The following is a 22,935-nucleotide window of genomic DNA, read 5'->3' as shown; positions in this document are numbered from 1 at the left end:
TTCTCCTATGAAGTTGTCCCGCGGTGGACGGCTGACCACATGGCGGTCAGCCGTCCACCGGGCAAAGGGCACGCGTCGCGCGGCGCACACCGCGCCCGTCGCGCCGCACGCGTCACGCCGGGCGGGCCGCCGCGGCGATCCGCTCGGTGCGCAGCGCGTCGTACCACGTGGTGTCGGCCGGCGGCAGCGCGTTGACGTCCAGCGCCAGCTTGATCAGCATGTCGGCGACGCCGGGGTTGCGAGCCATCACCGGGCCGTGCAGGTAGGTGCCGAACACGGTGTCGCGCCAGGCGCCCTCGGTGCCGTCGCCGGTGCCGTTGCCCCGGCCGACCTGCACGGTGGCGAACGGCTTGACGCCCTCGCCGAGGTGGGTGACGCCCTGGTGGTTCTCGAAGCCGGTCAGCTGGGGGAGGTTCAGCTGCGGGTCGACCTCCGCCAGCACGTCGCCGACGCAGCGCGCGCCCTCGCCGCGGGCGGTCCACACGTCCAGCAGGCCGAGGCCCGCCTCGCGCTCGCCGAGGTCGTTGACGAACTCGTGGCCGAGGATCTGGAAGCCCGCGCACACCGAGAAGATGATCGCGCCGTTCTCCGCGGCCCGGACCAGCCCGCCGTCGTTGCGCAGCCGCTCCGCCGCCAGCCGCTGCGGACGGTCCTCACCGCCGCCGATCAGGTAGATGTCGCCGCTGGTCGGCACCGACTGGTCGGAACGCACGTCGATCCGCTGCACCCCGAGGCCGCGCTGCCGCGCCCGGCGCTCCACCACCAGCGCGTTGCCGCGGTCGCCGTACGTGGACAGCAGGTCCGGGTACACCCAGACCACCCGCAGGCTGCTCTCGCTCATCCTCGAAGACCTCCCGTACCGCCCGGCGGGCTGCTGCCCGTCGTACTGCTGGCCGTCGTACTGCTGCTGCTGGTCGTACTGCGGGTCGCCGTACTGCGCCTGCTGCCCGTACTGCTGCTGCGGGGCCGGCGGCTGGGCCTGCTGCTCGCCGTAGGGCTGCCCGTACTGCTGCTGCGGGGCCTGCTGCTGGTCGAACTGCTGGCCGCCGTAGTGCTGTTCGCCGTACGGCTGGTAGGACTGGTCGCTCATCAGGCCACCACGGCCTTGCGCAGCTGCTGGAAGGCGGTGTAGTTGGCGATCGCCTCGATGCGGCCCTCGGGGGCGGCGTCGACGGCCTGCGCCAGCGAGTCGACGACCTGGAACTGCAGGCCGGCGACCTCCAGGCGGACCGCCAGGTCCAGCTTGCGCTGGCCCATCACGAAGATCGGGTGCCCGGCCAGGCGCTCGTAGTCGACGTCCCACAGCCAGGAGGTGTCGGTGCCGTCCGCGTCCAGCGCGTTCACCGACAGGACGACCGGCGCGGGCGGGCCGTCGATCAGCGAGAAGGTCTCCAGCCAGCCGGCCGGGTTCTTCGCCAGCAGCAGCCGGATGTCCCGGCCGCGGAACTGCACCACGTCGTAGCGGCCGGCCACCGCGGCCACCGACTGCATCCGCTGCAGCGCGACCTGCGGGCCACCCGAACACCGCGGCGACGGCCGCCGAGCTGGTGGCGTTCGCCAGGTTGGCGCGGCCCGGCAGCTGGAGCTGGATCGGCCAGGCGCCCCGGTGCGGGTCGATCACGTGGGTGCCCTGCAGCGCCCAGTGCGGGTTCGGGCGGCGGAAGCCGCACTCGCCGCAGAACCAGTCGTCGCCCGGACGCTGCATCACACCGCCGCACGACGGGCACGACCAGGCGTCCTCCTTCCACGCCTGCCCGGCGGCCACCCAGACCACCTTCTTGCAGGACGAGGCGGCCCAGGTCACCAGCGGGTCGTCCGCGTTGGCGATGATCACGGCCTCGGTGTCCTTCAGGCCCTCGCGCCACTTCTCGGCCATCATCCGGGTCTCGGCGGCCCGGTCGAGCTGGTCACGGGAGAGGTTCAGCAGCGCTATGGCCTTCGGCCGGGTGTCCCGGGCGACCATCGGCAGGTACTTCTCGTCCACCTCGATGACGCCGAACTGCGCGTCCGTGCCGCCTGCCAGCGCCGCCGTGATGCCGGCCGGCATGTTCGCGCCCAGCGCGTTGGAGACCACCGGGCCGGCCGCCCGCAGCGCCTCGGCGATCAGCCGGGTCGTCGTGGTCTTGCCGTTGGTGGCGCTGACCAGGACCACGTCCAGGTGCTCGGCGAGGGTCTTCAGCAGATCGGGGTCGAGCTTGAGCGCGACCTTGCCGCCGATCACCGACCCGCTGCCGCGACCGGCCTTCTGGGACAGCGCGGCCGCCATCTTGCCCGCCGTCACGGCGATCTTTGCGCGAGCGGGCAGCGAGGCGTCGCGCGCGGCTTCCGAATCGGTGCCTGGCATGCTCAGGGGTTCCTCCTTGCTGCGGCACCGCCCGGGCCGTTCGACGGCCCACGGGCGGCAGGGACGGACTCAGCCTACCGACTCCCGCCCGCACACTTGAGCAGGGGCGACATACCGGCCCGCGCCGCACCCGGCCGGGCCCCGCGGCGACCGGCCCGGCCGGGCGCCGCGGGGACCCGACGGACCGTCAGCGCGCCGCCCACGGTGCGGGCAGCTTCTCCGCCGCCTCCGCCAGGTGCGCGGTGATCACCAGGGTGCCGTCCTCCACCTGGTAGTCCAGCGGCGCGGACAGCCGGCGCATGGTCGAGATCAGCCCGGTGTTCGCCGCCGTGGTCACCGCGTACACCGTGCCCACGCCCGCCTCCAGCGCCAGCGCCGCCATCCGCCGCACCAGGTCCACGCCCAGGCCGCGGCGCTGCCAGGCGTCCTCCACCAGCAGCGCGATCTCCGCGCCCTCGTCGTCCCACATCAGGTGCGACAGCGCCACCAGCCGGCCCTGCGCGGTCTCCACCGCGAGGGTCTGGCCGTGCCGCGGGTCCAGCAGGTGGTCCAGGTAGCGGTCCGCGTCCTTCACCGGCCCGTGGTAGCGGCGCCGCAGCGACTCCGGCGAGCACCGGCCGTGCATCGCCACCGCCGCCGCCTTGTCCGCCGGGGTGGCCCGGCGCACCGTCAGGTCGTCCCCGGCCGGCCGGCTGATCCGGGCCTCGACCTGCGGCACCCGCGGGCCCAGCACGGTGTCCAGCTCCACCAGCGCCCGGGCCCGGGCGAACTCGGTCGGGGTGAACGGCAGGTTCGGCCGGGACAGCTCCAGCAGGTCGCCGTTCGGCAGCGGCAGCCGCATCAGGTGCCCGTCCACGCCCGGCTGCGCCGCCGAGCCGCGCCCCGGGTACTGGCGGATCGCCGCCCGTCCGAACAACTGCCGCAGGGCGACCGGCAGTTCGGCCGCGTCCAGGGCGGTGCGGGTGGCCAGCGCGAGGACCTGCCGGGGGACGTCCACCAGCTCGTGGGCGTCGGCCCGGTCGGTCCAGATGTCCCGGCCGCCGCCCGCCGCGACCGCGGCCGTCAGCCCGGCCCGGGGCAGCGCGGCCGGGGCGCGGACGATGAACTCGTCCACCGTGCAGTCGGGCAGCGGGTGCGCCTGCATCGAGACGATGTTCACCTGCCGCTCCGCCAGCGCCGCGCACACCCGGGCCAGACTGCCCGGGGTGTCCGCGACGGTGGTGCGCAGCCGCCACAGCACGGGCGGATCGGACTCTTCCGGGGAGCTCACCGCGGGCCCGCCCGGTGGTGCGAGGGCGTCCCGGCCGGGCGGGTGCCGGTGGGCCAGCCAGCCGCGGAACAGGGCGGCGCCGAGCATCGCCGCCGCGGAGGCGAGCAGCAGCACCGGGCCGTCGTGCCCGTGCACGACGACGTTCGCGACCAGGTCGGCGGCCGCGACGGCGGCGAACACCGCCGCGAGTTCGACCGCCTCCCGGCGCCAGCGCTGCTGCTTCGAAGCGGTTCTGTGGGTGTACGCCTTGTCATCCATACCTGAATGGTGGCGCTCCGCTGTTTCACGATCACGAACCCCCCGTGACCCGACGGTTAATGTCTGCGCGGGCCCCCGTCGGATCGGCGCTGATCCGCTCCCGCGATCACATTGACGTGCGGCCCCGGTCCAGGAGTTCCGCGCCGGCCGATTTCACCTCGTCCAGCAGCAGCCGCAGGTCCGCGTCGGTGGTGGCCGCGTTCAGCAGGCAGGCCCGCAGCATCTCCTGCCCGCGGTACACCGCACCCGTCACGAACACCCGGCCGCGCTGCTGGACCGCCACCGGCAGCAGGGAGTTGAGCCGCTGCACGGCCTCCTCGTCCAGCCCGGCCGGGCGGTAGCGGAAGGCCACGATCGAGGTTTCGACGGGGGCCAGCAGCTCCAGCTCCGGGTCCTGCTCCACCCAGACGCCCAGGCGGCGGGCCTGCCCCGTGCAGTGCGCGATGTCCCGGGCCACGCCCGAGCGGCCGCGGTGCGCGATCGACGCCCACACCTTCAGCGAGCGGAACGGGCGGGTCTGCTCGGTGCCGTACTCCGAGAACCAGCCCAGGCCGCCCGCGTCCTCGTCCCGCAGGTAGGACGGCACCAGGCTGAACGTGCCGCGCAGCTCCTGCGCGTCCCGCACCAGCGCGCAGCCGCAGTCGACCGGGACGCCCAGCCACTTGTGCGGGTCCAGCGCGAGCGAGTCGGCGCGCTCCAGCCCCGCGTAGCGGTGCGCGATCTGCGGGTCCAGCACGCCGAACGCGCCGTACGCGCCGTCCACGTGGAACCACAGGCCCTCGCGGGCGGCCAGGTCCGCGATCGGCTCGAACGGGTCGACGGCGCCCGTCCCGACCGTGCCCGCGGACGCCACCACCAGGAACGGCAGCCGGCCCGCCGCGCGGTCCTCGGCGATCGCCGCCTCCAGGCTGTCCAGCCGCAGGTGCCCCTCGGCGTCCGCCTCCACCACCCGCAGGTGCTTCGAGCCCAGGCCGAGCAGCTCCGCCGCCTTGCGCACGCAGCTGTGCGCCTCGCCGGTCACGTAGCCGACCAGCGGCGGCATCCCCGCGAGACCGTCCTGCCGGACGTCCCGGCCGGCGTTGCGCGCGGCGCGGTCGCGGGCCGCGGCGAGGCACACGATGGTCGCCATCGAGGTGCCGGAGGTCAGCAGGCCGCCGCCCGCCGGGTGCGGGAAGCCCACCAGCTCCGCTATCCACCGCACCACGGCCCGCTCCAGGTGCACGTCGGCGTGGTCGCCGCCCGCGGAGCTCGGGTTCATCGCGGAGGCGGCCAGCGTGGCGAGGACGCCCGCGGGCTGCGGCGCGGAGTTCACCCACCCGAAGAACCGCGGGTTCCCGTTGCCCATCGGGTGCGGCATGATCGTCCGCTCGACGGTCTTCAGCAGCTCCTCGAAGCCCACGCCGTCCTCGGGCAGCGTCAGCTCCAGCAGCGCGGAGCGCTCCGCCGGGTCCATCGGCTGCCAGACCGGCCGCGAGGGCAGTTCGTCGAGGTAGTCGGCCACCAGCTGCGCGGTCGCCCGGGCGGCGGTTCTGAAGTCGTCGTTCATGAGACCGAATGGTAAGCGCGACCGGCTCGCCGCCCCGGGTCCGTCCACGGTCGACCCGCCCGGTAGATTTTGAACGTGTTCAATGTCGAGGGGGAGAGTATGGGACCGAGGAACGCCGACCCGCGGCCGGTGCCGGGGCCGCACGGGCACTGGCCGCCCTGGCACCGGTCTGCACCGGGCCGGCCCTGGTGTGGTGGTTCGCGCACGTCCACGTCTTCTGGCAGCCGCTGGTGGTGGGCGCGCTGCTGACGCTGGTGCCGCAGGCGGCCCGGCGGGCGCGGAGCTTCCGGCTGATCTGCGGGACGGTCGCCGGCCTGCTCCTGCTGGTCCAGCCCCCCGGCATCTGGTTCGGCCTGTTCCTGCTGCTCCCGGCGGCCCTGATGCTGACGGTCGCGGGGGCGAGTGCGAGGGTGACCGGCGGGGGCGGCGCGGCGCCCGCACCGGTCGCCATCCTGCTGGCCGCCCTGGCCCTGATCGGGTCCTGCCTCGTCCTGCTGGCGTGACGCCGCAGGGGGCGGTCAGTCCAGGGTGCTGGAGAGGCCGCCCGCGGAGCGGCAGTAGCCCTGGATCTCCTTGTTGGTGATCTTTTCGCAGAGGCGGCCGGCCGCGCCGTTGTCGGTGTAGTTGACGGTGTAGTAGCTGACCAGGCCCTGCGCGCAGGCCTTGCGCTGCCAGGCGTCCTTCGCGGTGGCGCACTGCTGCGCCGCCCAGTCCTCGCGGTCGAGGTTGTACTTCATGGTGCGCGAGCCGACGCCGCGGGAGCAGTCGTTCGCGCCGCCGGAGGCCTGGGCGTTGAGGCACCACTGGAGGGCCTGGGCGAAGGCCTCCGGGTGGTTGGCGTAGTCGTGCGAGGAGAGGAAGAAGGTGGGGGCGTAGAAGAAGCACGCGGACTGGTAGAGCGCGGGCTGCTCGGGGCAGGGGTAGAGCGGTTCGGCGGCGAGCTTGTCCGCGGGGAGGTTGGCCTTGGCCTTCTCGTCCTCCTCGTCGGGGGCGAAGAGCTGCATGAAGACGCCCTCGGAGCAGGTGATGCGGCGGCTCTCGGAGGGGAACTTGTTGCAGAGGTCCCGGGCGGCGGGGATGTCCTGCTTGGTGACGAACATGATGCCGTGGCCGACGCCGTGGATGCAGGGGCCCTTGTTGGAGGGGGCGCACAGGGTGAGGATGTCGTGCTGCGGGTCCGTGGAGTTGGCGAGCATCTCCTCGACCGCGCCGTGCAGGTAGCCGGCCGCGCAGGTCTCGTGCGGGAACGAGATGACCTTCTGGAAGTCCTGGTGGTAGCGCTGGACCGCGGCGTGCCCGAGCTCGTGCGCGATGGGGTGGCAGAACCGCACGGTGTACGGCTTGTCCTTGGAGATCCTGTCGAGGTCGGCGAGGGCGACGCCCGGGTCGGCGGCGTCCATCTCGGCCATCAGCTTGTTGCGCAGCGTCGAGCGGGTCCACACCGCGGGGTCGCCGGTGGGGGAGGGGGAGGCGGCCGTGGCGGGCGCGGGCGCGGTGCGGCCCGGGGCACCGCCGGCGGCGGGTGCGGCGGCCGCGGCGGGCTTCGGCGTCCAGTCGGTGACCAGGACCGAGCCGAGGCCGAGCGCGGCCAGCAGGACGGCGGTGACGACGGCGAACACACGCGGTTGCATGACGGACGGTCCCCCTGTGATCGACACGGACAGTACGCGGCCCATCCTGCGGGGTGACCGCCGGAAACCCCGGGCCGGACACCGCCGTCGGATGCAAGTGCCGGGCCACGATCACCCGAACACCGTCTGCACACCGTCCTTCAACGACGGCCCCACATCATAGGTGCGCCCCCTGCTCACCCGTTCGGCCGACGTCCCTCACTACGCGCCGTGCGGGCGATCGGTTGCGCGCACGGGGCCGAGTGCTCCGGGGCGCCTGGAAGGTGACGGTGCGTCGGGCCGCGGCGGGCGGCGCCGAGCACGAGGAAGCCGACGGTCAGGACGAGTTCGGTGCGCTCGCCGCGCAGGTGGCGGACCGCGCTCCCGGTGGCGGCGACCGGGAGGGCGAGCAGCAGGAAGCCGAGCAGTGCGGCGGCGGTGAGCCGCCGCCATTCGGTGCGGAGCAGGAGCAGGGCGAGCAGGGCGGCCGCCAGGACCGCGAGCCGGGCGGGGTCGGCGAGCGCCGCGCGGTCGGGGTCGGCGGACAGGGCGCCCAGGCCGAGCAGGGCGAGCGGGGTGAGCACCGCGACCACCGTGCCGGTCGGCCGGCGGCGTCCGGGGGTCGAGGTGCGGATGGGGCGGCTCCTCCGGCGGGGCGTCGGAATCGAACGCGTCGGGTGCGAACTGTACGGCGCCGGCCGCCCGGATCAGGCCGCGCCGAGGAAATCGGCGACGGCGGCGGACTCGGCCGCGAGGCCCGTGGCCAGGGCGGTCGCGTCCGCCGGGTCGAACAGCGCGGTGTCGACGCGCCCGCGGCGCCAGGCCCAGGTGCCGCGGGCGAGCCCGTCGGCGAGCACGGCGGCCCGGACCTGGCCGCCGCCGGGCCGGACCTGCTGCTCGTGCGCGGCGGGTACGGCGAGGGCCGAAGTGCGGTGGGCGATCAGGTAGTTGTCGTACATCGGCAGCAGCCGGACGTCCGGCGCCGGGCCGGGGGCGGCGTCGAGTTCGGCGGCCCGGTCGGCGGGCAGCGCGCAGTCCCGGTCGCGGACCCGGACGGTCAGCAGGTCCAGGGAGCGCCAGGCGCGGCGGGCGGCGGTGGCGGGCAGGCCGGACCAGCCGGCGAAGTCCTCGGGGGCGGCCGGGCCATGGGCGTGCAGGTAGCGGCGGGCCAGCGCGGTGACGGCGGCCTCGCCGGCGGGGCCGCCGGGGGCGTCGGGCAGCCAGTCGGCGAGCAGGACGAAGGTGGCGTCGCCCTCGCGCTCCGGGCCGAAGCAGATCCGGCCGCGCAGCGCCGCCCGGCGGATCAGGTGGAACGGGGCCTGGCCGTCCGCCGGGAGTCCGGCGGTGGCGAGCCGGTGCGTCAACTCGGCGCGGGTGGACGGGCCGTGGGCGGCCAGGGTGTCGGTGATCACCGTCTCGGCGGCGTCGCAGAGGGCCTCGTCGAGGCCGAGTTCGCGGTACCGGCGGGCGCTCAGGCGGAGGAACTGCGGGCCGAGCAGGGCGAGCAGCCAGCGCAGGTCGGCGGTGGTGACGGTGTGCAGGGTGCCGCGCAGCAGCCAGCTCCGGACCAGGGTGCGGTCGACCTCCAGGGCCCGCCGCAGCTCGGCCGCGGTGAGCCCGGTGGTGCGGACCCGGATGCCCAGCGCCCCGGCCCGGGCGTCCTGGGCCTGGACGCCGATGACCCGTTCGACGGCCTCGGCGGCGGTGCGGAGGCGGACGCCGGCGCCGAGGCCCTGCCCGCGGGTGCGCAGGGACCGCACCCGGTCGTCGTCCAGGGCCGGTGAGTGCATGGGCTCACCGTACCGAGGCGGCCCTTCCGGGTGCACGGGTTCGCAGTCCTGCCCGAAATCGGGCAGGATCTTTGGCAAATGGACACTTCACGCCTAGGCTCCCCGACCGTGCCTGTCTCACCGCACCCTCATGAGGACCTGCTCGCCCATCTCGCCCGGACCACAGCGCTGGCCCCCGGGGAGGCGGCGCGGGTCGTCGCGGAGGTGCTGGCGTACTTCTCCGAGACCACGGAGGAGTACGTGCGCCGCCGTCACGGTGAGCTGCAGGCCAGGGGACTGACCAACGATCGGATCTTCGCCCGGATCGGCGCGGAGCTGGCCGTCCGCCGGGTCGCCGCGCCGGAGCTGTCGGCGCGTCAGCTGCGGCGGACGGTCTACGGCTGACGGTCTGCGGCCGACCGTCGCACGTCCCCGAGTCCACCCGAACACCCGCGAACACCAGGAGTCCACGTCTATGTGCGGAATCGTGGCCTACATCGGCCCCAAGGACGCGTCCCCCTTCCTGCTGGAGGGCCTGCAGCGCCTGGAGTACCGGGGATACGACTCGGCGGGCGTCGCGGTGATCGCCCCCGCCACCAAGTCCGTCCCGGCGAAGCTGAAGGTGTGCAAGGTCAAGGGCCGGGTCGCCGACCTGGCGGCCGCGCTGCCGGCCCGGTTCAAGGGCGGCGCCGGCATCGGCCACACCCGCTGGGCGACCCACGGCGTGCCCTCGGACGCGAACGCGCACCCGCACACCGACAACGAGGGCCGGATCGCCGTGGTCCACAACGGCATCATCGAGAACGCCGACGAGCTGCGCGCCAAGCTGGCCGCGGACGGCGCGCTGTTCCGCTCGGAGACCGACACCGAGGTGCTGGCCCACCTGATCGCCGCGCACCGCGCGGACGGCGGCGAGCTGGAGGACGCGGTGCGGGCCGCGCTGAAGCTGGTCGTCGGCACCTACGGCATCGCGGTGCTGGACGCCGAGCAGACCGACCGGATCGTGGTGGCCCGCAACGGCAGCCCGATCGTGCTCGGCATCGGCGAGAAGGAGATGTTCGCCGCCTCCGACGTCTCCGCGCTGGTCCGCTACACCCGCCAGGTGGTGCACCTGGAGGACGGCGAGCTGGCGACGGTCCGCGCCGACGGCTTCCGGACCTTCACCGAGGACGCCCGGACCGTCACCCGGCAGCCGTCCACCGTGGACTGGGAGATCGGCTCGTACGACACCGGGGGGTACGCGCACTACCTGCTGAAGGAGATCCACGAGCAGCCCGGCGCCGTCGAGCGCACGCTGTCCGGCCGGCTCGACGAGCGGTTCAGCACCGCGCACCTGGGCGGGCTGAACCTGGACGCCCGGGAGCTGCGGGAGATCCGCCGGGTGAAGATCCTCGGCTGCGGGTCGGCGTACTATGCGGGCGAGATGGGCGCGCAGCTGATCGAGGAGCTGGCCCGGATCCCCGCGCACTCCGAGCCGGCCTCCGAGTTCCGCTACCGCAACCCGGTGATCGAGGCGGACACCCTGTACGTGGCGGTCAGCCAGTCCGGCGAGACCTACGACACGCTGGCGGCCGTGCAGGAGATCAAGCGCAAGGGCGGCCGGGTGCTCGGTGTGGTCAACACCGTCGGCTCGGCGATCGCCCGCGAGTGCGACGGCGGCATCTACCTGCACGCCGGCCCGGAGATCTCGGTCGCCTCCACCAAGGCGTTCACCTCCACCGTGGTGGCGTTCGCGCTGCTGGCCCTGCACTTCGGCCGGATCCACGACCTGTCGCCCGCCGACGGCCGCCGGATCGTCGCCGCGCTGAAGGCGCTGCCCGAGCAGATCCGCGAGATCCTCGGCCAGGAGCGGGAGATCGAGAAGCTCGCCGCCGAGTACGCGGAGAGCCAGGGCATGATGTTCATCGGCCGGGTGCGCGGCTACCCGGTGGCCCGGGAGGGTGCACAGAAGCTCAAGGAGATCTCCTACGTGCACGCCGAGGCTTACCCCGCCAGCGAGTTGAAGCACGGCCCGCTGGCGCTGATCAGCCCCGAGCTGCCGACCGTGGCGCTGGTGCCGGACGACGAGCTGCTCGACAAGAACCTCACCGCGCTCGGCGAGATCAAGGCCCGTTCCGGCCGGGTGCTGGCCGTCGCCCACCGCCCGATCGAGGCGAAGCTCGCCGACCACTGCGTGGTCGTCCCGAAGAGCGAGCCGGAACTCGACCCGCTGCTGCTCAACATCCCGCTCCAACTGCTGGCCTACCACGCCGCGGTGGCCCTCGGGCGGGACGTCGACAAGCCGCGCAACCTCGCCAAGAGCGTCACCGTGGAGTGAGCCGCGGGGTGAGCGGGGGCGGGAGCGTCACCGTGGAGTGAGCCGCTCGTTGGGCGGAGCGCGGACGGAGGCGGGCGCGTGCGAGCGCCCGCCTCCGTCGTGCGTGACGGGCCGTCAGGCACCGCGCCGCGCCCACAGCGGGGTGACCAGGAGGATCAGCACGGCCGCGGCGCCGATCTGGAAGAAGTGCCGGATCCAGTCGATGCCGCCGGTGTCGGCGACGCCGAAGGCGCCCGCCAGCGCGTTGCCGATCAGGCCGCCGACGATGCCGAGCAGGACCGTCAGCCAGAGCGGAATGGGCTGCCGGCCCGGAATGACCAGCTTCGCCAGCAGGCCGATGATCAGACCGGCGATGATCGCCCACAGGATCGTCATGCTTCCTCCTCGGTTCGGGGTGTGCGCCGCCTGCGGGGCGGCCCGCCGTCACTGCGGCACCGCCCGCCTACCCGGCGATCGCCGGTCGATGCCTGACGGGTCGACAGGTCGCGGCCCGACGGCCCGTCGGCCGACGGCCCGGGGCTACGGACTGACCGCGAGCACCAGGTAGGCGCCGAGGATGGCCAGGTGGACGCCGCCCTGGAGCGGGGTGGCGCGCTTGGGGATGACGGTGAGGGTGCCGACGGCGACCGTCAGGGCGAGCAGGATCATGTGGTTGGCGCCGAGGCCGAGTTCGAGCGGGCCGCTCAGCCAGGTGGAGGCGATGGCCACGGCCGGGATGGTCAGGCCGATCGAGGCGAGCGCCGAGCCCAGCGCCAGGTTCAGGCTGATCTGCACCCGGTTGCGGACCGCCGCCCGGACCGCCGCGATCGACTCCGGCAGCAGCACCAGCAGCGCGATCACCACGCCGACCACCGCGTTCGGCAGGTCGGCCGCGGCGACGCCGCGCTCGATGGTGGGGGAGACGCCTTTCGCCAGGCCGACCACCGCGACCAGGGCGACGGACAGCAGCGCGACGCTGACCAGCGTCGTCCGGACCGACGGCGGCTCCGAGTGCTCGTCCATCGGGTCGACCACCTCGCCCGCCGGGGTGACCGGCAGGAAGTAGTCCCGGTGACGGACCGTCAGGGTCGAGACGAACAGGCCGTAGATCACGATCGAGGCGGTCGCCGCGAACACCAGCTGGGTGGCGGAGAACTGCGGGCCGGGCTTGGAGGTGGTGAAGGTCGGCAGCACCAGGCTCAGCGTGGCCAGGGTGGCGATCGCGCCGAAGGCCGCGCCCGTGCCCTCCGCGTTGAACACCGCCACCCGGTACTTCACCGCGCCGACCAGGATGGACAGGCCGAGGATCCCGTTGCAGGTGATCATCACCGCCGCGAACACGGTGTCCCGGGCCAGGCCCGCGCTCTTGTCGCCGCCGTCCGCCATCAGCGTCACGATCAGCGCCACCTCGATGATGGTGACCGCCACCGCCAGCACCAGTGACCCGTACGGCTCGCCCACCCGGTGGGCGATCAGCTCCGCGTGGTGCACGGCCGCCACCACCGACAGTGCCAGGGCGCACGCCACCAGCGTCACCACCGGCCACGGCAGTTCGCGGTGCCAGGTGGCCAGGAGCAGCAGGAACGCCATCACCGGGGCGACGGTCGTCCACTGCAGATAGTGCGGTCGCTGGGAGGAAGCCATACGGCCGAGCTTCGCAGATGGCACCCGCGCGGCCCGGAAGTGACACTCGTGGCGGTGGTCACGATGGACGGTGACGGACAGTCAGGAGCGGTGGCATGGTCGGACGGCGGACGGTACTGGCGGCGGCCCTCGGACTCGCGGCGGGCTGCGCACGGCCGGCGCCGCCGGTGTCCGGCGCTCCGCCCGTCTCCGCCGCGCCGGTCTCCGCCGCGCCGTCCGCGACCGCCACGACGTCCGCGCCGCCGGGCCCGGAGGAGGTGGTGGCCCGGTACGCCGGGCAGCGGCCCGCGCAGTGGGGGACCGACCTGCCGGGCGTGGTGGCGGACGTCCCCGGCGGGGCGCTGGCGCTGACCTTCGACGCGTGCGGCGGGCCCGGCGGGGACGGCTACGACGCGGCGCTGATCGACACCCTGCGCCGGCACCGGGTGCCCGCCACGCTGTTCCTGAACGCCCGGTGGATCGACGCCAACCCCGGCCCGTTCGCCGAACTGGCCGCCGACCCGCTGTTCGAACTCGGCAACCACGGCACCGCGCACCGCCCGCTGTCCGTCACCGGCCGCTCCGCGTACGGCATCACCGGCACCGCCGACGCCGGCGCCGCCTACCGGGAGGTGGCGGACAACGCCGCGAAACTGGCCGGACTGCTCGGGCGGCCGCCGCGCTGGTTCCGCTCCGGGACAGCGCACTACGACGAGGTCGCGGTGCGGATCGTCGGCGAACTCCGCGAGCGGGTCGCCGGTTTCGCCGTGAACGGCGACGGCGGGGCGACCTTCGACGCCGGCCAGGTCGCGCGGACGGTGCTCGCGGCGCCGCCCGGGGCGGTGGTGATCAGCCACTTCAACCACCCGGACGCGGGCACCGGCCCCGGCTACGCGCAGGCCCTGCCGCAGCTGCTGGACGCGGGCCGGCGCTTCGTCCGACTGTCGGGCTGACGGCCCGTCACGTCGGTCGCTGGGGCCGGCTCGTCACGTCGGCGTCACGCTGCCGGGGCGTGCGGTGCGTCCAGTTCGTCCAGGCGGCGCAGGCCGCGGACCCGGGAGCAGAGCAGCACCAGCGGCGCCACCGCCGTCAGGGCGCAGGCCGCCCAGAGCGCGGTGCGGGCGCCCCAGAGCGAGGCCGCGGAGCCGGCCAGCAGCGCGCCGATCGGGATCGCGCCCCAGGAGACGAACCGGACGGTGGCCATCACCCGGGGCAGCAGCTCGGCGGGCACGGTGGACTGGCGGTGCGTCCGGGTGACGATGCTCAGTACGACCACGCCCGCCGCGAACCCCGCGTTGCCGACCGCGAACAGCAGCAGCCCCGCCCCCGGGGTGGCCATCGGCATCAGCAGCGCCAGTGCCGCGCCCACCACCGGGGCGAGCAGCAGGGCCCGGGCGCTGCCCAGCCGGGAGCTGAGCCGCGGGGTGAGCGCCGCGCCCAGCAGGCTGCCGATGCCCTCGGTGGCCATCAGCACGCCGACCACGCCGGCCGGCGCGCCCAGGGTGCGGACCAGGAACACCGGGGTCAGCGTCATCAGCGCGCCGCACACGAAGTTCACCGAGGTCGCCATCGCCACGCACGGACCCACCACCGGGTGCCGGGTGACGTACCGCCAGCCCTCGCCGATCTGCGCCGCCACCGACGGGGTCTGCCCGGGGGCCGGCCGGTCGGCGGCCGCCGCCCGGGGCAGCGTGCGCAGCAGCGCCGCCGACAGCAGGTAGCTGACCGCGTCGGTCACCAACGCGGTCGCCGCGCCCAGCAGTTGGACGAGTGCGCCGCCGATCGACGGCCCGGCCAGCTGGTTCACCGCGTGGGTGCCCGAGGTCAGGCTGTTGCGGGCGGTCAGCTGCTCGCGCGGCACCACGGTCGGCAGGAAGGTCGAGTTGCCGACGTCGAACACCACGCTCGCCAGGCTCACCAGCAGCGCCACCACGACCAGGTGGACCAGGCTCAGGGTGCCGAACGCGGCGGCCAGCGGCACCGAGCCGATCGCCGCGGCGCGCACCAGGTCCATGGCGACCTGGGTGCCGCGCAGCGGCAGCCGCTGCACCAGCACCCCGGCGGGCAGGCCGATCAGCAGCCAGGCGACGAAGCCCGCCGCCGTCACCAGGCCGACCTGGAAGCCGCCGGCGTGCAGGACGGACACGGCGGTCAGCGGCAGTGCGACGGAGGTGACGGCGTCGCCGAGCCCGCTGATCGCCGAGGCCGACCAGTAGCGCCAGAACGCCGAGGCGGCCGGGGCGGCGGCCACCGGTGGTCGGGTGCCGGTCTCGGTGGTGGTGCTGGACATGGTGCCCCCGTGGGTCGAGCGAGTGCGGAGTCGGCCGAGTTCGAGTGAGTTCCCTTGGGGAACTCACTATGGAGCAGCGAGGACGCAAGTGGCAAGGTGGTTCCATGCGCTACACCGACGTCGGCGACACCGACTGCTCCATCGCCCAGGCGCTGTCCGTGGTCGGCGACTGGTGGACCCTGCTCCTGGTGCGCGACCTCGCCGGCGGCACCCACCAGTTCGACGCCCTGCACGAAGCCCTCGGCATCAGCCGCAAGGTGCTCACCGCGCGGCTGCGCTCACTCGTCGAGGACGGCGTGGTCGAGAAACGCCTCTACCACGCCCACCCGCCGCGCTACGCCTACCACTTGACCGAGAAAGGGTGGGGCCTGCTGCCCGTCCTGGTCGCCCTCCAGGACTGGGGCGGCAGGCACCTGCTCGGCGACGGCACCCTCACCGCCACCGCTGAACCCGACTCCGCCGAGGCCCGCCGCGTCCACGCCCTGATCGGCACCCGCGTCCCCGAACTCGCCCTGCCCGTCGCCTCCGCCGACCCCCACCCGCGCACCGCCGACCCCGTCGGCGACACCCCCTGGACGGTGCTGTACTGCTTCCCCGGCGCGTACGCCCCCGGCACCCAGGGCCACCCGCCCGGCTGGGACGAGATCCCCGGCGCCGTCGGCTGCACCCTGGAGTCCTGCACCTACCGCGACCGCCTCGCCGACTTCACCGCCCGCGGCGCCACCGTCCACGGCGTCTCCACCCAACGCCCCGACCAGCAGGCCGCGTTCGCCGCCCACCAGGGCCTCCCCTTCCCGCTCCTCTCCGACGCCGCGCTGCGCCTCACCGGCGCGCTGCGCCTCCCCACCTTCCGCGCGGGCGGCGCCGAACGGCTCAAGCGGCTCACCCTCCTCGTCGACGCCACCCGCACGGTGCGCGCCGTCCTCTACCCCGTCCCCGACCCGGGCGGCTCGGTGCAGGACGCGCTGGCGCTCATCGACGCGGCGGCGCAAGCTGGTTGACAGCGGGTCAGATGCCGGGTCGGCGGGCCCAGTCGTAGAGCAGGGCGGAGGCGACGGAGGCCAGGGCGCCTGCGGCGAGCACGGTGTCGAGGCGATGCACGGAAGTTGACGGTGCGTCAGATCCCAGGTCGGCGGGCCCAGTCGTAGAGCAGGGCGGAGGCGAGGGCGGCCAGGGCGCACCAGGTGGAGACGAAGGCCAGTCGCCAGAGCAGGGCGCAGGTCAGGGCGCCCGCGGCGAGCACGGTGGCGAGGCGGCGCAGGCGGGGGTCGCCCGAGAGGAGCAGGGGGCCGAGGGTGGCCGCGAGGTAGCCGGCGAGCAGCAGAGCGGCGGCCGGGACGCCGATCGCGTAGGCGAGGGTGTGCCCGTGCCGGTGCGCCGTCACCGGGTGGCGGGCGACGGCGGCGGCGAGGGGTGCGGCGACGGCCGCGCCCAGGGTGGTGAACCAGGCCGCCGAGCGGCGCCGGGTCGCGCACCACACCGCCGCCGGGACGTAGACGGGGAGCAGCGGCAGCGCGATCACCGCCCACAGCGTGCGGGCCCAGGGCCAGCCCCACCAGACGCCCGCCTCGACCAGTTGGTGGACGCCCAGCAGCAACGGCAGCGCGGCCAGCGGCAGTCGGCGCCCCGGGCCGGCCCGCAGCACCGCGGCGACCCCGACGGCCGAGACGGCGCTGCCGACGAGCAGATCGGCCCCGGCGCTCCAGCACACCCGGTCAGCGTACTGACCGCCCCCCGCGATCAGTACGACTGAAGCTCGATCAGCGTGCCCTGCGGGTCGCGCAGGTGGGCGCTGCGCAGGGTCGGCCCCCACTCCGGGCGGTCGGCGGGCGGCCGGACGGGCGTCCCTCCGGCGGCCAGGCAGAGCGCGTAGCCCGCGTCGACGTCCGTGACCCGGCAGACGAACATGCCGGTGTCGGCCGGGGGAGCGTCCGCGGGCGCCGGGGGAGTGCCGAGGGCGGCTGCCATCGCGGCCCGGTCGAACAGGGCGAGCAGGCCCTCGCCGTCCACGTCCCAGTTGGCGTACGGGCCGGCCGCGGTGCCCTTGGCCAGGTGCGCGCCGAGGAGCGGCGGCAGGACCGCGTCGTAGAAGGCGAAGCAGGCGGCGAAGTCGGCGACCAGCAGGCGGGGGTGGAGTGCGTCCACGGCGGATCCCTCCGGGGTGAGATCGTGGGTATGGACCCACTATAGGGCGGCACCTACCATGGAGGCCATGGCCGACCCCACCGAAACCCCGCCCGCGCTGCTGGAACTGACGACCTATCTGCTCTCCAAGGTCGGCAAGGACGCCCGCCACCGGCTCGCCGAACTCCTCGCCGCGGAGGGGCTGCGGCTCTACCACCACGCGGCCCTCGCCGCCCTCGCCGACTTCGGCCCGCACACCCAGCGCGACCTGGCCGTCCGGCTGGGGCTCGACCCCAGCGACCTCGCCAAGGCCGCCGACCGACTCGCCGCCGCGGGCTGGCTCGACCGCACCCGCGATCCCGCCGACCGCCGCCGGCTCACCCTCACCCTCACCCCCGCCGGGGCCGCCCGCCTCGCCGAACTCACCGCCCTGGCCGGCGGAGTCCAGGACGAGGTGCTCGCTCCGCTCGCCCCGGCCGAACGCGCCACCCTGCACGGGCTGTTGCTGCGCCTGCACGGGTAGCCGGGGTTCGGCCGGCGGTCGGGGCGGGCCGCGTCCGGGGTGCGCGCGGCCACGGGCGGAGGCGACCTTGCGGTGAGGTCAACTCCCGGCTGCGGCAGCGGAGTTCGCGCCGACCGGGACGGCCTCCTCGATGGTGCCGTCGTGGAGCGAGATGACCCGGTCGGCCCGGTCCATCAGGGCCGGGTCGTGGGTGGCGACGAGCGCGGTGACCTGGCGGGAGTGGACCAGGGCGCGGAGCAGCTCCATGATCGCGAGGCCGGTCTCGGAGTCGAGCTGGCCGGTGGGCTCGTCCGCGATGATCAGGGCCGGGTCGTTGGCCAGCGCGCGGGCGATGGCGACGCGCTGCTGCTGGCCGCCGGAGAGTTCGGTGGGGCGCTGGTCGGCGTGGTCGGCGAGGCCCACCAGGGCGAGCAGGGTGCGGACGCGCTCCTCGCGTTCGGCGGTGGGCAGCTTGCGCAGGCGCATCGGGACGCCGACGTTCTCGGCGGCGCTGAGCATCGGCAGCAGGCCGAAGGACTGGAAGACGAAGCCGATGCGGTCCCGGCGCAGGGCGAGCCGGCCGTTCTCGTCGAGGGCGGACAGGTCGCTGCCGTCCAGGGTGATGCGTCCGCGGGTGGGGGTGTCGAGGCCGCCCACCAGGTTGAGCAGGGTGGTCTTGCCGGAGCCGGACCTGCCCTTCAGGACGGTGAGTTCACCGCGGGCGGCGGTGAACGAGACCCCGCGCAGGGCGTGCACGGTGCGCGGCTCGGCGCCGAAACTGCGCCACAAGTCCTCGACCACGACCATGGCTGAATGTGTACCGGTCAACTTCGTTGTCCCCCTTGGTAGTCCGGTGCGAAGGTGCTCGATTCTGCTCCCAGGCAACCTGGTTCACGCAAGACCCTTCCCCTTCGTGTTCGACTCTGACAGAGTCGTCCGCTATCCGGTACACGGTGGCCGGAACAGGGGGAATGGATCATGCTCGGCTTTGTTCTGCGCCGGCTGCGCGGCCAACTGGCGCTGGCGGCATCGGTGCTGTTCACGGTACTGATCGCCACGACGGTGCTCACCACGCTGGTGGCTTTCGACCGGACCGTCGCCGAAGCCGGCCTACGGCGAAATCTGGACGGCGGCAGCCGGGTCGGCCTCCTGCTGACCGCGGACCACGGGCTGGACACCAGGGCGGCCGACGACACCGGGGCCGCGGCCCTCGGCGCCCAGCTGTTCGACGGGCTGCCGGTCACCGCGCAGTCCCTCGCCCGCAGCCGCTCCTACGGCCTGCCCGGCCAGGCCGGGCCCGCCCGCGAGGTGGACCTGGCGGTGCTGGCCTCGCTGGACCGCAGCCGGGTCCGGCTGACGGCCGGTCAGTGGCCCACCGCCGACGCCGGCGACGCGGTGCAGACCGCCGTCCCGCAGAGCGTCCTGCCCCGGCTCGGACTGGCCGCGGACAAGCTGCCCGCCCAAGTCGCGCTCTCCGACCGGTACGGCGGCGCCCCGCTCACCGTGCGGATCACCGGCGTCTACCAGGTCGCCGACCGGGACTCCCCGTACTGGCGGCTCGACCCGCTCGGCGGACGCGAGATCCAGGTCCGCGGCTTCACCACCTACGGGCCGATGCTGGTCGACGACGGCGTGTTCACCGCCGGCCGGCTGCCGCAGGGCAGCCGCAGCACGCTGCTGACCGCCGACTTCTCCACCGTCGACCCGGAGCACTTCGAGCGGGTCCGGGCCCGGGCCGGCCACCTCCAGGAGCTCGCCAAGCAGTACAGCCCGGGCCTCCAGCCGCAGACCGAACTGCCCGCCCTGCTCGACGAGTTGTACTCGGCGACGCTGGTCGCCAAGTCCAGCCTGCTGATCGGCGCGCTGCAACTCGCCGTCCTGGCCGCCGCCGCCCTGCTGCTGGTGGTGCACCTGGTGGCGGACCGCCAGTCCCGGGAGAACGCGCTGCTCGTCTCGCGCGGCGCGACCCGCCGCCGACTGGCCGGCTGGACCGCGACCGAAGCACTGCTGCTCGCGCTGCCCGCCGCCGTCCTCGCGCCGCTGCTGACCGGGCCGCTGCTGCGGCTGCTCACCACCCGCGGCCCGCTGGCCGGACTGCCGCTCGAACACACCGACACCGCCGTCCGCTGGCCGGTCGCCGCCGTCTGCGCGCTGGCCTGCGTGCTGCTCGCCGCGCTGCCCACCGTGCTGCGGCGCGACAGCGAGCGGGTGGTGACGCGCCGCCAGGCCGTGGTCAGCACCATGGCCCGCTCCGGCGCCGACCTGACGCTGCTCGCCCTCGCCGTCGTCGCCTACCAGCAGCTCGCCGCCCGCACCGGCGGCCTCTCGGCGGACTCCGCCGGGCAGTTGGGCATCGACCCGGTGCTGGTCGCCGCCCCCACCCTGGCACTCTGCGCCGGAACCCTGCTGGTGCTCCGGCTGCTCCCGTTCGCCGCCCGGCTCGGCGCCCGGCTGGCCGCCCGCGGCCACGGCCTCGGCCCCGCGCTCGGCGGCTGGCAGCTGGCCCGCCGCCCCGGCCGGGCGAACGGCCCGGTGCTGCTGCTGGTGCTGGCCGTCGCCACCGGCGTCCTCGCCCTCGGCCAGCACGCCGCCTGGCGCGACTCGCAGCACGACCAGGCCGACTTCGCCTCGGCCGGCGGCCTGCGGATCCAGGGCTCCGCGCTGCCCCGCTCGGCCAGGGCGGCCGGTACGCGACGCTGCCCGGCGGCGACCGGCTGCTGCCCGTCGCCGCACTCGACCAGTGGCTCCCCGGCGAGAAGCGCGGCCGGGTCCTGCTCACCGACACCACCCGCGCCGCCACCGAACTGCACGTCAGGTCCGACCTGTTCGACGGCCGGCCGGTGGGCGCGCTGCTCGGGCCGCTGGCCGAGCAGCAGCCGCCCGGCCTGCGGCTGCCCGGCAAGCCCGCCCGGATCGACCTGACCGTGGCCGTCCGCATCGACGACAAGGCCCCCGCCGACGTCCGCTGGCCGCAGCCCCCGTGGCCCCGGACCTCTGGCTCCAACTGCGGGACGGCTACGGGGCCGGCTACCGGATCCTGGTGTCGCAGCTCCCCACCGGCGGCGAGGTCGCCGTCTCGGTCGACCTGGACAAGCTGACCGCCGCCCCGCTCGGCTCGGCCGCCGCGCCGCTGACCCTGACCGGCTTCGACCTGATGTACGGCGCCAGCTCCAACGAGGACGACAGCGAAGTGACCATCCGTCACCTCGCCGTCTCCGACACCGCGACCGGCCCGGCCGTGCCCGTCCCGCACCCGCCGGCAACTGGACCGGCACCGGCGCGCCCGTCCAGGTCAGCAGCGCCCCCGCCGAGGACCGGCTGGTCACCGTCGCCTACACCCCGGCCGCCCCCAGCGGCCCGCAGGACCGGCGCGACAGCAAGCACGCCCTGGTGCTCGCGCCCGGCGCCACCCCGTCCGGCCCCGAGATCAAGGCCCTCGCCACCCGCGGCTACCTGACCGCCGCCGGCGGCAAGGTCGGCGACCTGATCAAGATCCAGCTCGGCAACACCACCCTGCCCGTGCGCATCACCGACACCGTCGAGGCGCTGCCCGTGTACGGCGACACCGCCCTGCTGCTCGACCTCTCCACCACCCACCTGTGGCTGAACGACCGCAGCGCCGACCTCCCGCCCGTCACCGAGTGGTGGCTGCCCGCCACCGGACCCGACGACCACACCCCGGCCGAGGCCGCCGCCGCGCTGCGCGCCGGACCGACCGCCCAGCAGCTGACGCTCCGTGAGGAGGACGCCGCGGCCCGCTCCACCGACCCGCTCAGCGCCGCCCCGCAGAGCGCCCTGGCCGCCCTGGCCGTGGCCGCCGCCGTCCTCGCCACCATCGGCTTCGCCGCCGCCGCGGCCGCCTCCGCGAGCGAACGGGCCGCCGAATCCGCGATCCTGATGGCCCTCGGCACCCCCCGCCGGCTGCTGCGGCGGACCGCCGCCGCCGAACAGGTCGTGCTCGTCGGCATCGGCACCGGCGTCGGCCTGCTGCTCGGAACCGCCCTGGTCCACCTGGTGGTTCCGCTGGTGGTGCTCACCCCGGCCGCCCGCCCGCCGATACCCGAGGTACTGGTCGGGCTGCCGCTCGGCCAAGTGCTCGCCCTCGCCGCCGGAACCGCCGCGCTGCCGCTGCTGTCCGCCTTCCTGATCGGCGGACGCGGCCGGGACGTGGCCGCCCGCCTCCGCTTCGTGGAGGACAAGTGAGCATCCCGGCCCCCTGGGTCCGCACCCGACTGCGCACCGCACCGCTGGCAGCCCTGCTCACCGCGGTCCTCGCGCTGACCGTGGTGTTCCTGGCCGCCGCCCTGCCCCGCGCCCAGGACCGCGGCGCGGACGGCGCCCTGCGCAGCTTCCTGCGCGCACCCGGCCCCACCGCCACCAGCGTCAACATCACCGCCGCCGTCCCCAAGGACGGCGACCCCGCACAGCAGTTGGACGACACCCTCGCCCAACTCACCGCCGCCGTCGGCCCGGTGCTCCCGATCGACCCCAGCGGCCCGGTCGCCGGACGGCGCGGCACCCTGCCGCGCTCGCTCGGCGAACCCTCGCTGACCCGGCCCGACGGCGTCGCCCCCGAGATCGCCGTGCAGTACCAGCGCGGGACGACCGAGCACGCCCGCCTGACGGCCGGTCAGTGGCCCGGCGCCGTCGCCGCCGACACCGAGCCGATCCCGGTAGCCCTCTCGGCGGCCACCGCCGAAACCATCGGCATCAAGCTCGGCGCCGTCTACGACGGCGGCAGATCGGTGCAGGGCCGCGGCGTCGTCCCGCCGCCCCGGCAGATCCGGGTGGTCGGCCTGTACACCGTCGACGACCCGAACGACCCGTACTGGGACAACCTCGGCTGCGCGCTCAAGGGCTGCCTCAACCTCACCCCCAGCACCGGACCGGGCGACCCGCCGGAGCTCTACTGGTACGCCGTCGCGATGACCGGCCCCGAGTCCACGGCCGCCGTCGGCTCCTGGGGCCTCGGCAGCGAGGACTACTGGCGACTGCCCGTCAGGATCGACGCCCTGCGCGCCGACCGGCTCCAGCAGACCTCCTTCGCCCTCGCCTCCGTCACCAACGGCCCGGTCTCCGTCAAGGTCACCACCGGCCTCGGACGCTCCAACGTCCGCATCACCACCCAGCTGCGCACCCTGATCGACAACGCCTGGAAGCGGCAGAGCGCCATCGACTCGCTCGGCTACGTCGGCCCCGCCGGGGCCGCCGGCGTCGCCGCCGTCGTGCTCTGCCTCGCCGCCGCGCTCACCGCCGAGCGGCGCACCACCGAACTGCGGCTGCTCCGCGAGCGCGGCGGCTCG

At 74.8% G+C, this 22,935-nt stretch carries 21 protein-coding genes and 2 pseudogenes; 10 read left to right on the top strand and 13 right to left on the bottom strand.

The window, feature by feature from the left end:
• Nucleotides 1-112: 112 nt before the first annotated feature.
• The 4 genes and pseudogenes from KCH_RS04075 to KCH_RS04060 all read right to left on the bottom strand — a co-directional run bounded on the left by KCH_RS04075 (nucleotide 113) and on the right by KCH_RS04060 (nucleotide 5,418).
• The gene (locus tag KCH_RS04075; RefSeq protein WP_035870716.1) at nucleotides 113-841 is read right to left on the bottom strand and encodes a type 1 glutamine amidotransferase; all 729 of its coding nucleotides are present in this window, start codon (nucleotides 839-841) and stop codon (nucleotides 113-115) included.
• A gap of 248 nt (nucleotides 842-1,089) precedes the next feature.
• Nucleotides 1,090-2,344: pseudogene (locus KCH_RS04070) on the bottom strand (MurT ligase domain-containing protein).
• 187 nt (nucleotides 2,345-2,531) lie between these two features.
• Nucleotides 2,532-3,872, bottom strand: a complete 1,341-nt coding sequence (locus KCH_RS04065) for a GNAT family N-acetyltransferase (RefSeq protein ID WP_035859080.1) — start codon at nucleotides 3,870-3,872, stop codon at nucleotides 2,532-2,534.
• Between the two features lie 106 nt (nucleotides 3,873-3,978).
• Complete coding sequence (locus KCH_RS04060; protein WP_051652713.1) at nucleotides 3,979-5,418, bottom strand: pyridoxal phosphate-dependent decarboxylase family protein; 1,440 nt, start codon at nucleotides 5,416-5,418, stop codon at nucleotides 3,979-3,981.
• Between the two features lie 188 nt (nucleotides 5,419-5,606).
• Between KCH_RS04060 and KCH_RS04055 the strand changes: the two genes are divergently transcribed.
• A complete protein-coding gene (locus tag KCH_RS04055) occupies nucleotides 5,607-5,921 on the top strand; it encodes a hypothetical protein (RefSeq protein WP_035859074.1) in 315 nt (104 codons plus the stop codon).
• Nucleotides 5,922-5,936: 15 nt separating this feature from the next.
• Here KCH_RS04055 and KCH_RS04050 read toward each other — a convergent pair whose 3' ends face one another.
• From KCH_RS04050 to KCH_RS04040, 3 genes are all read right to left on the bottom strand, one after another.
• Nucleotides 5,937-7,049: a hypothetical protein gene (locus KCH_RS04050; protein WP_157031884.1), complete on the bottom strand. Its 1,113-nt coding sequence runs from the start codon at nucleotides 7,047-7,049 to the stop codon at nucleotides 5,937-5,939.
• A 176-nt stretch (nucleotides 7,050-7,225) separates the two neighbouring features.
• Nucleotides 7,226-7,612: a hypothetical protein gene (locus KCH_RS04045; RefSeq protein WP_157031883.1), complete on the bottom strand. Its 387-nt coding sequence runs from the start codon at nucleotides 7,610-7,612 to the stop codon at nucleotides 7,226-7,228.
• 123 nt (nucleotides 7,613-7,735) lie between these two features.
• Complete coding sequence (locus tag KCH_RS04040) at nucleotides 7,736-8,818, bottom strand: winged helix DNA-binding domain-containing protein (RefSeq protein WP_035859067.1); 1,083 nt, start codon at nucleotides 8,816-8,818, stop codon at nucleotides 7,736-7,738.
• A gap of 108 nt (nucleotides 8,819-8,926) precedes the next feature.
• Between KCH_RS04040 and KCH_RS04035 the strand changes: the two genes are divergently transcribed.
• Both KCH_RS04035 and glmS read left to right on the top strand, forming a co-directional pair.
• Nucleotides 8,927-9,202 (top strand): hypothetical protein, encoded by a 276-nt coding sequence (locus tag KCH_RS04035; RefSeq protein WP_035870714.1) that lies wholly within the window; start codon nucleotides 8,927-8,929, stop codon nucleotides 9,200-9,202.
• A 70-nt stretch (nucleotides 9,203-9,272) separates the two neighbouring features.
• Entirely contained in the window at nucleotides 9,273-11,114 is a 1,842-nt protein-coding gene (gene glmS / locus KCH_RS04030; protein ID WP_035859052.1) for a glutamine--fructose-6-phosphate transaminase (isomerizing), read from the top strand.
• 114 nt (nucleotides 11,115-11,228) lie between these two features.
• Here glmS and KCH_RS04025 read toward each other — a convergent pair whose 3' ends face one another.
• Nucleotides 11,229-11,489, bottom strand: coding sequence for a GlsB/YeaQ/YmgE family stress response membrane protein (locus KCH_RS04025; protein WP_035859049.1), 261 nt, complete (start codon nucleotides 11,487-11,489; stop codon nucleotides 11,229-11,231).
• Between the two features lie 144 nt (nucleotides 11,490-11,633).
• Nucleotides 11,634-12,737 carry a calcium:cation antiporter gene (locus KCH_RS04020; RefSeq protein ID WP_035859046.1) on the bottom strand — a complete coding sequence of 368 codons (1,104 nt, stop codon included), beginning with the start codon at nucleotides 12,735-12,737 and terminating at the stop codon, nucleotides 11,634-11,636.
• 95 nt (nucleotides 12,738-12,832) lie between these two features.
• On the opposite strand from KCH_RS04020, the gene KCH_RS04015 reads away from it, so the two are divergent.
• Nucleotides 12,833-13,669 carry a polysaccharide deacetylase family protein gene (locus KCH_RS04015; RefSeq protein WP_035859043.1) on the top strand — a complete coding sequence of 279 codons (837 nt, stop codon included), beginning with the start codon at nucleotides 12,833-12,835 and terminating at the stop codon, nucleotides 13,667-13,669.
• A 44-nt stretch (nucleotides 13,670-13,713) separates the two neighbouring features.
• Here the strand turns inward: KCH_RS04015 and KCH_RS04010 are convergent, their stop codons facing one another.
• On the bottom strand, nucleotides 13,714-15,006 hold the full coding sequence (locus KCH_RS04010) for an MFS transporter (protein ID WP_051652712.1): 1,293 nt from the start codon (nucleotides 15,004-15,006) through the stop codon (nucleotides 13,714-13,716).
• Nucleotides 15,007-15,110: 104 nt separating this feature from the next.
• On the opposite strand from KCH_RS04010, the gene KCH_RS04005 reads away from it, so the two are divergent.
• The gene (locus tag KCH_RS04005; protein WP_035859040.1) at nucleotides 15,111-16,007 is read left to right on the top strand and encodes a winged helix-turn-helix transcriptional regulator; all 897 of its coding nucleotides are present in this window, start codon (nucleotides 15,111-15,113) and stop codon (nucleotides 16,005-16,007) included.
• 116 nt (nucleotides 16,008-16,123) lie between these two features.
• Here the strand turns inward: KCH_RS04005 and KCH_RS04000 are convergent, their stop codons facing one another.
• Together KCH_RS04000 and KCH_RS03995 are read right to left on the bottom strand one after the other, a co-directional pair.
• Nucleotides 16,124-16,717 (bottom strand): DUF6629 family protein, encoded by a 594-nt coding sequence (locus KCH_RS04000; RefSeq protein ID WP_035859037.1) that lies wholly within the window; start codon nucleotides 16,715-16,717, stop codon nucleotides 16,124-16,126.
• Between the two features lie 29 nt (nucleotides 16,718-16,746).
• Nucleotides 16,747-17,151 carry a VOC family protein gene (locus KCH_RS03995; RefSeq protein WP_035859035.1) on the bottom strand — a complete coding sequence of 135 codons (405 nt, stop codon included), beginning with the start codon at nucleotides 17,149-17,151 and terminating at the stop codon, nucleotides 16,747-16,749.
• Between the two features lie 67 nt (nucleotides 17,152-17,218).
• On the opposite strand from KCH_RS03995, the gene KCH_RS03990 reads away from it, so the two are divergent.
• Nucleotides 17,219-17,653, top strand: coding sequence for a MarR family winged helix-turn-helix transcriptional regulator (locus KCH_RS03990; protein ID WP_035870710.1), 435 nt, complete (start codon nucleotides 17,219-17,221; stop codon nucleotides 17,651-17,653).
• 78 nt (nucleotides 17,654-17,731) lie between these two features.
• On the opposite strand, the gene KCH_RS03985 is transcribed toward KCH_RS03990, so the two are convergent.
• Nucleotides 17,732-18,439, bottom strand: a complete 708-nt coding sequence (locus KCH_RS03985; protein ID WP_051652711.1) for an ABC transporter ATP-binding protein — start codon at nucleotides 18,437-18,439, stop codon at nucleotides 17,732-17,734.
• 171 nt (nucleotides 18,440-18,610) lie between these two features.
• Between KCH_RS03985 and KCH_RS36785 the strand changes: the two genes are divergently transcribed.
• The 4 genes and pseudogenes from KCH_RS36785 to KCH_RS42250 all read left to right on the top strand — a co-directional run.
• Nucleotides 18,611-20,554, top strand: a complete 1,944-nt coding sequence (locus tag KCH_RS36785) for an FtsX-like permease family protein (RefSeq protein ID WP_051652710.1) — start codon at nucleotides 18,611-18,613, stop codon at nucleotides 20,552-20,554.
• A 58-nt stretch (nucleotides 20,555-20,612) separates the two neighbouring features.
• The gene (locus tag KCH_RS42255) at nucleotides 20,613-21,089 is read left to right on the top strand and encodes a hypothetical protein (protein WP_167573994.1); all 477 of its coding nucleotides are present in this window, start codon (nucleotides 20,613-20,615) and stop codon (nucleotides 21,087-21,089) included.
• Nucleotides 21,023-21,835 (top strand): FtsX-like permease family protein, encoded by an 813-nt coding sequence (locus KCH_RS36780; RefSeq protein ID WP_051652709.1) that lies wholly within the window; start codon nucleotides 21,023-21,025, stop codon nucleotides 21,833-21,835. The genes KCH_RS42255 and KCH_RS36780 overlap by 67 nt, the downstream gene beginning before the upstream one ends.
• Nucleotides 21,832-22,935 (top strand): annotated as a pseudogene (locus KCH_RS42250) (hypothetical protein); the annotation flags it as partial. The gene KCH_RS36780 and the pseudogene KCH_RS42250, both read left to right, overlap by 4 nt.

Origin of the sequence: Kitasatospora cheerisanensis KCTC 2395 (assembly GCF_000696185.1) — a bacterium.
Classification (GTDB): domain Bacteria; phylum Actinomycetota; class Actinomycetes; order Streptomycetales; family Streptomycetaceae; genus Kitasatospora; species Kitasatospora cheerisanensis.
The sequence above is the reverse complement of the archived record's forward strand: the minus strand, read 5'-3'. Positions and strand labels throughout refer to the sequence as shown.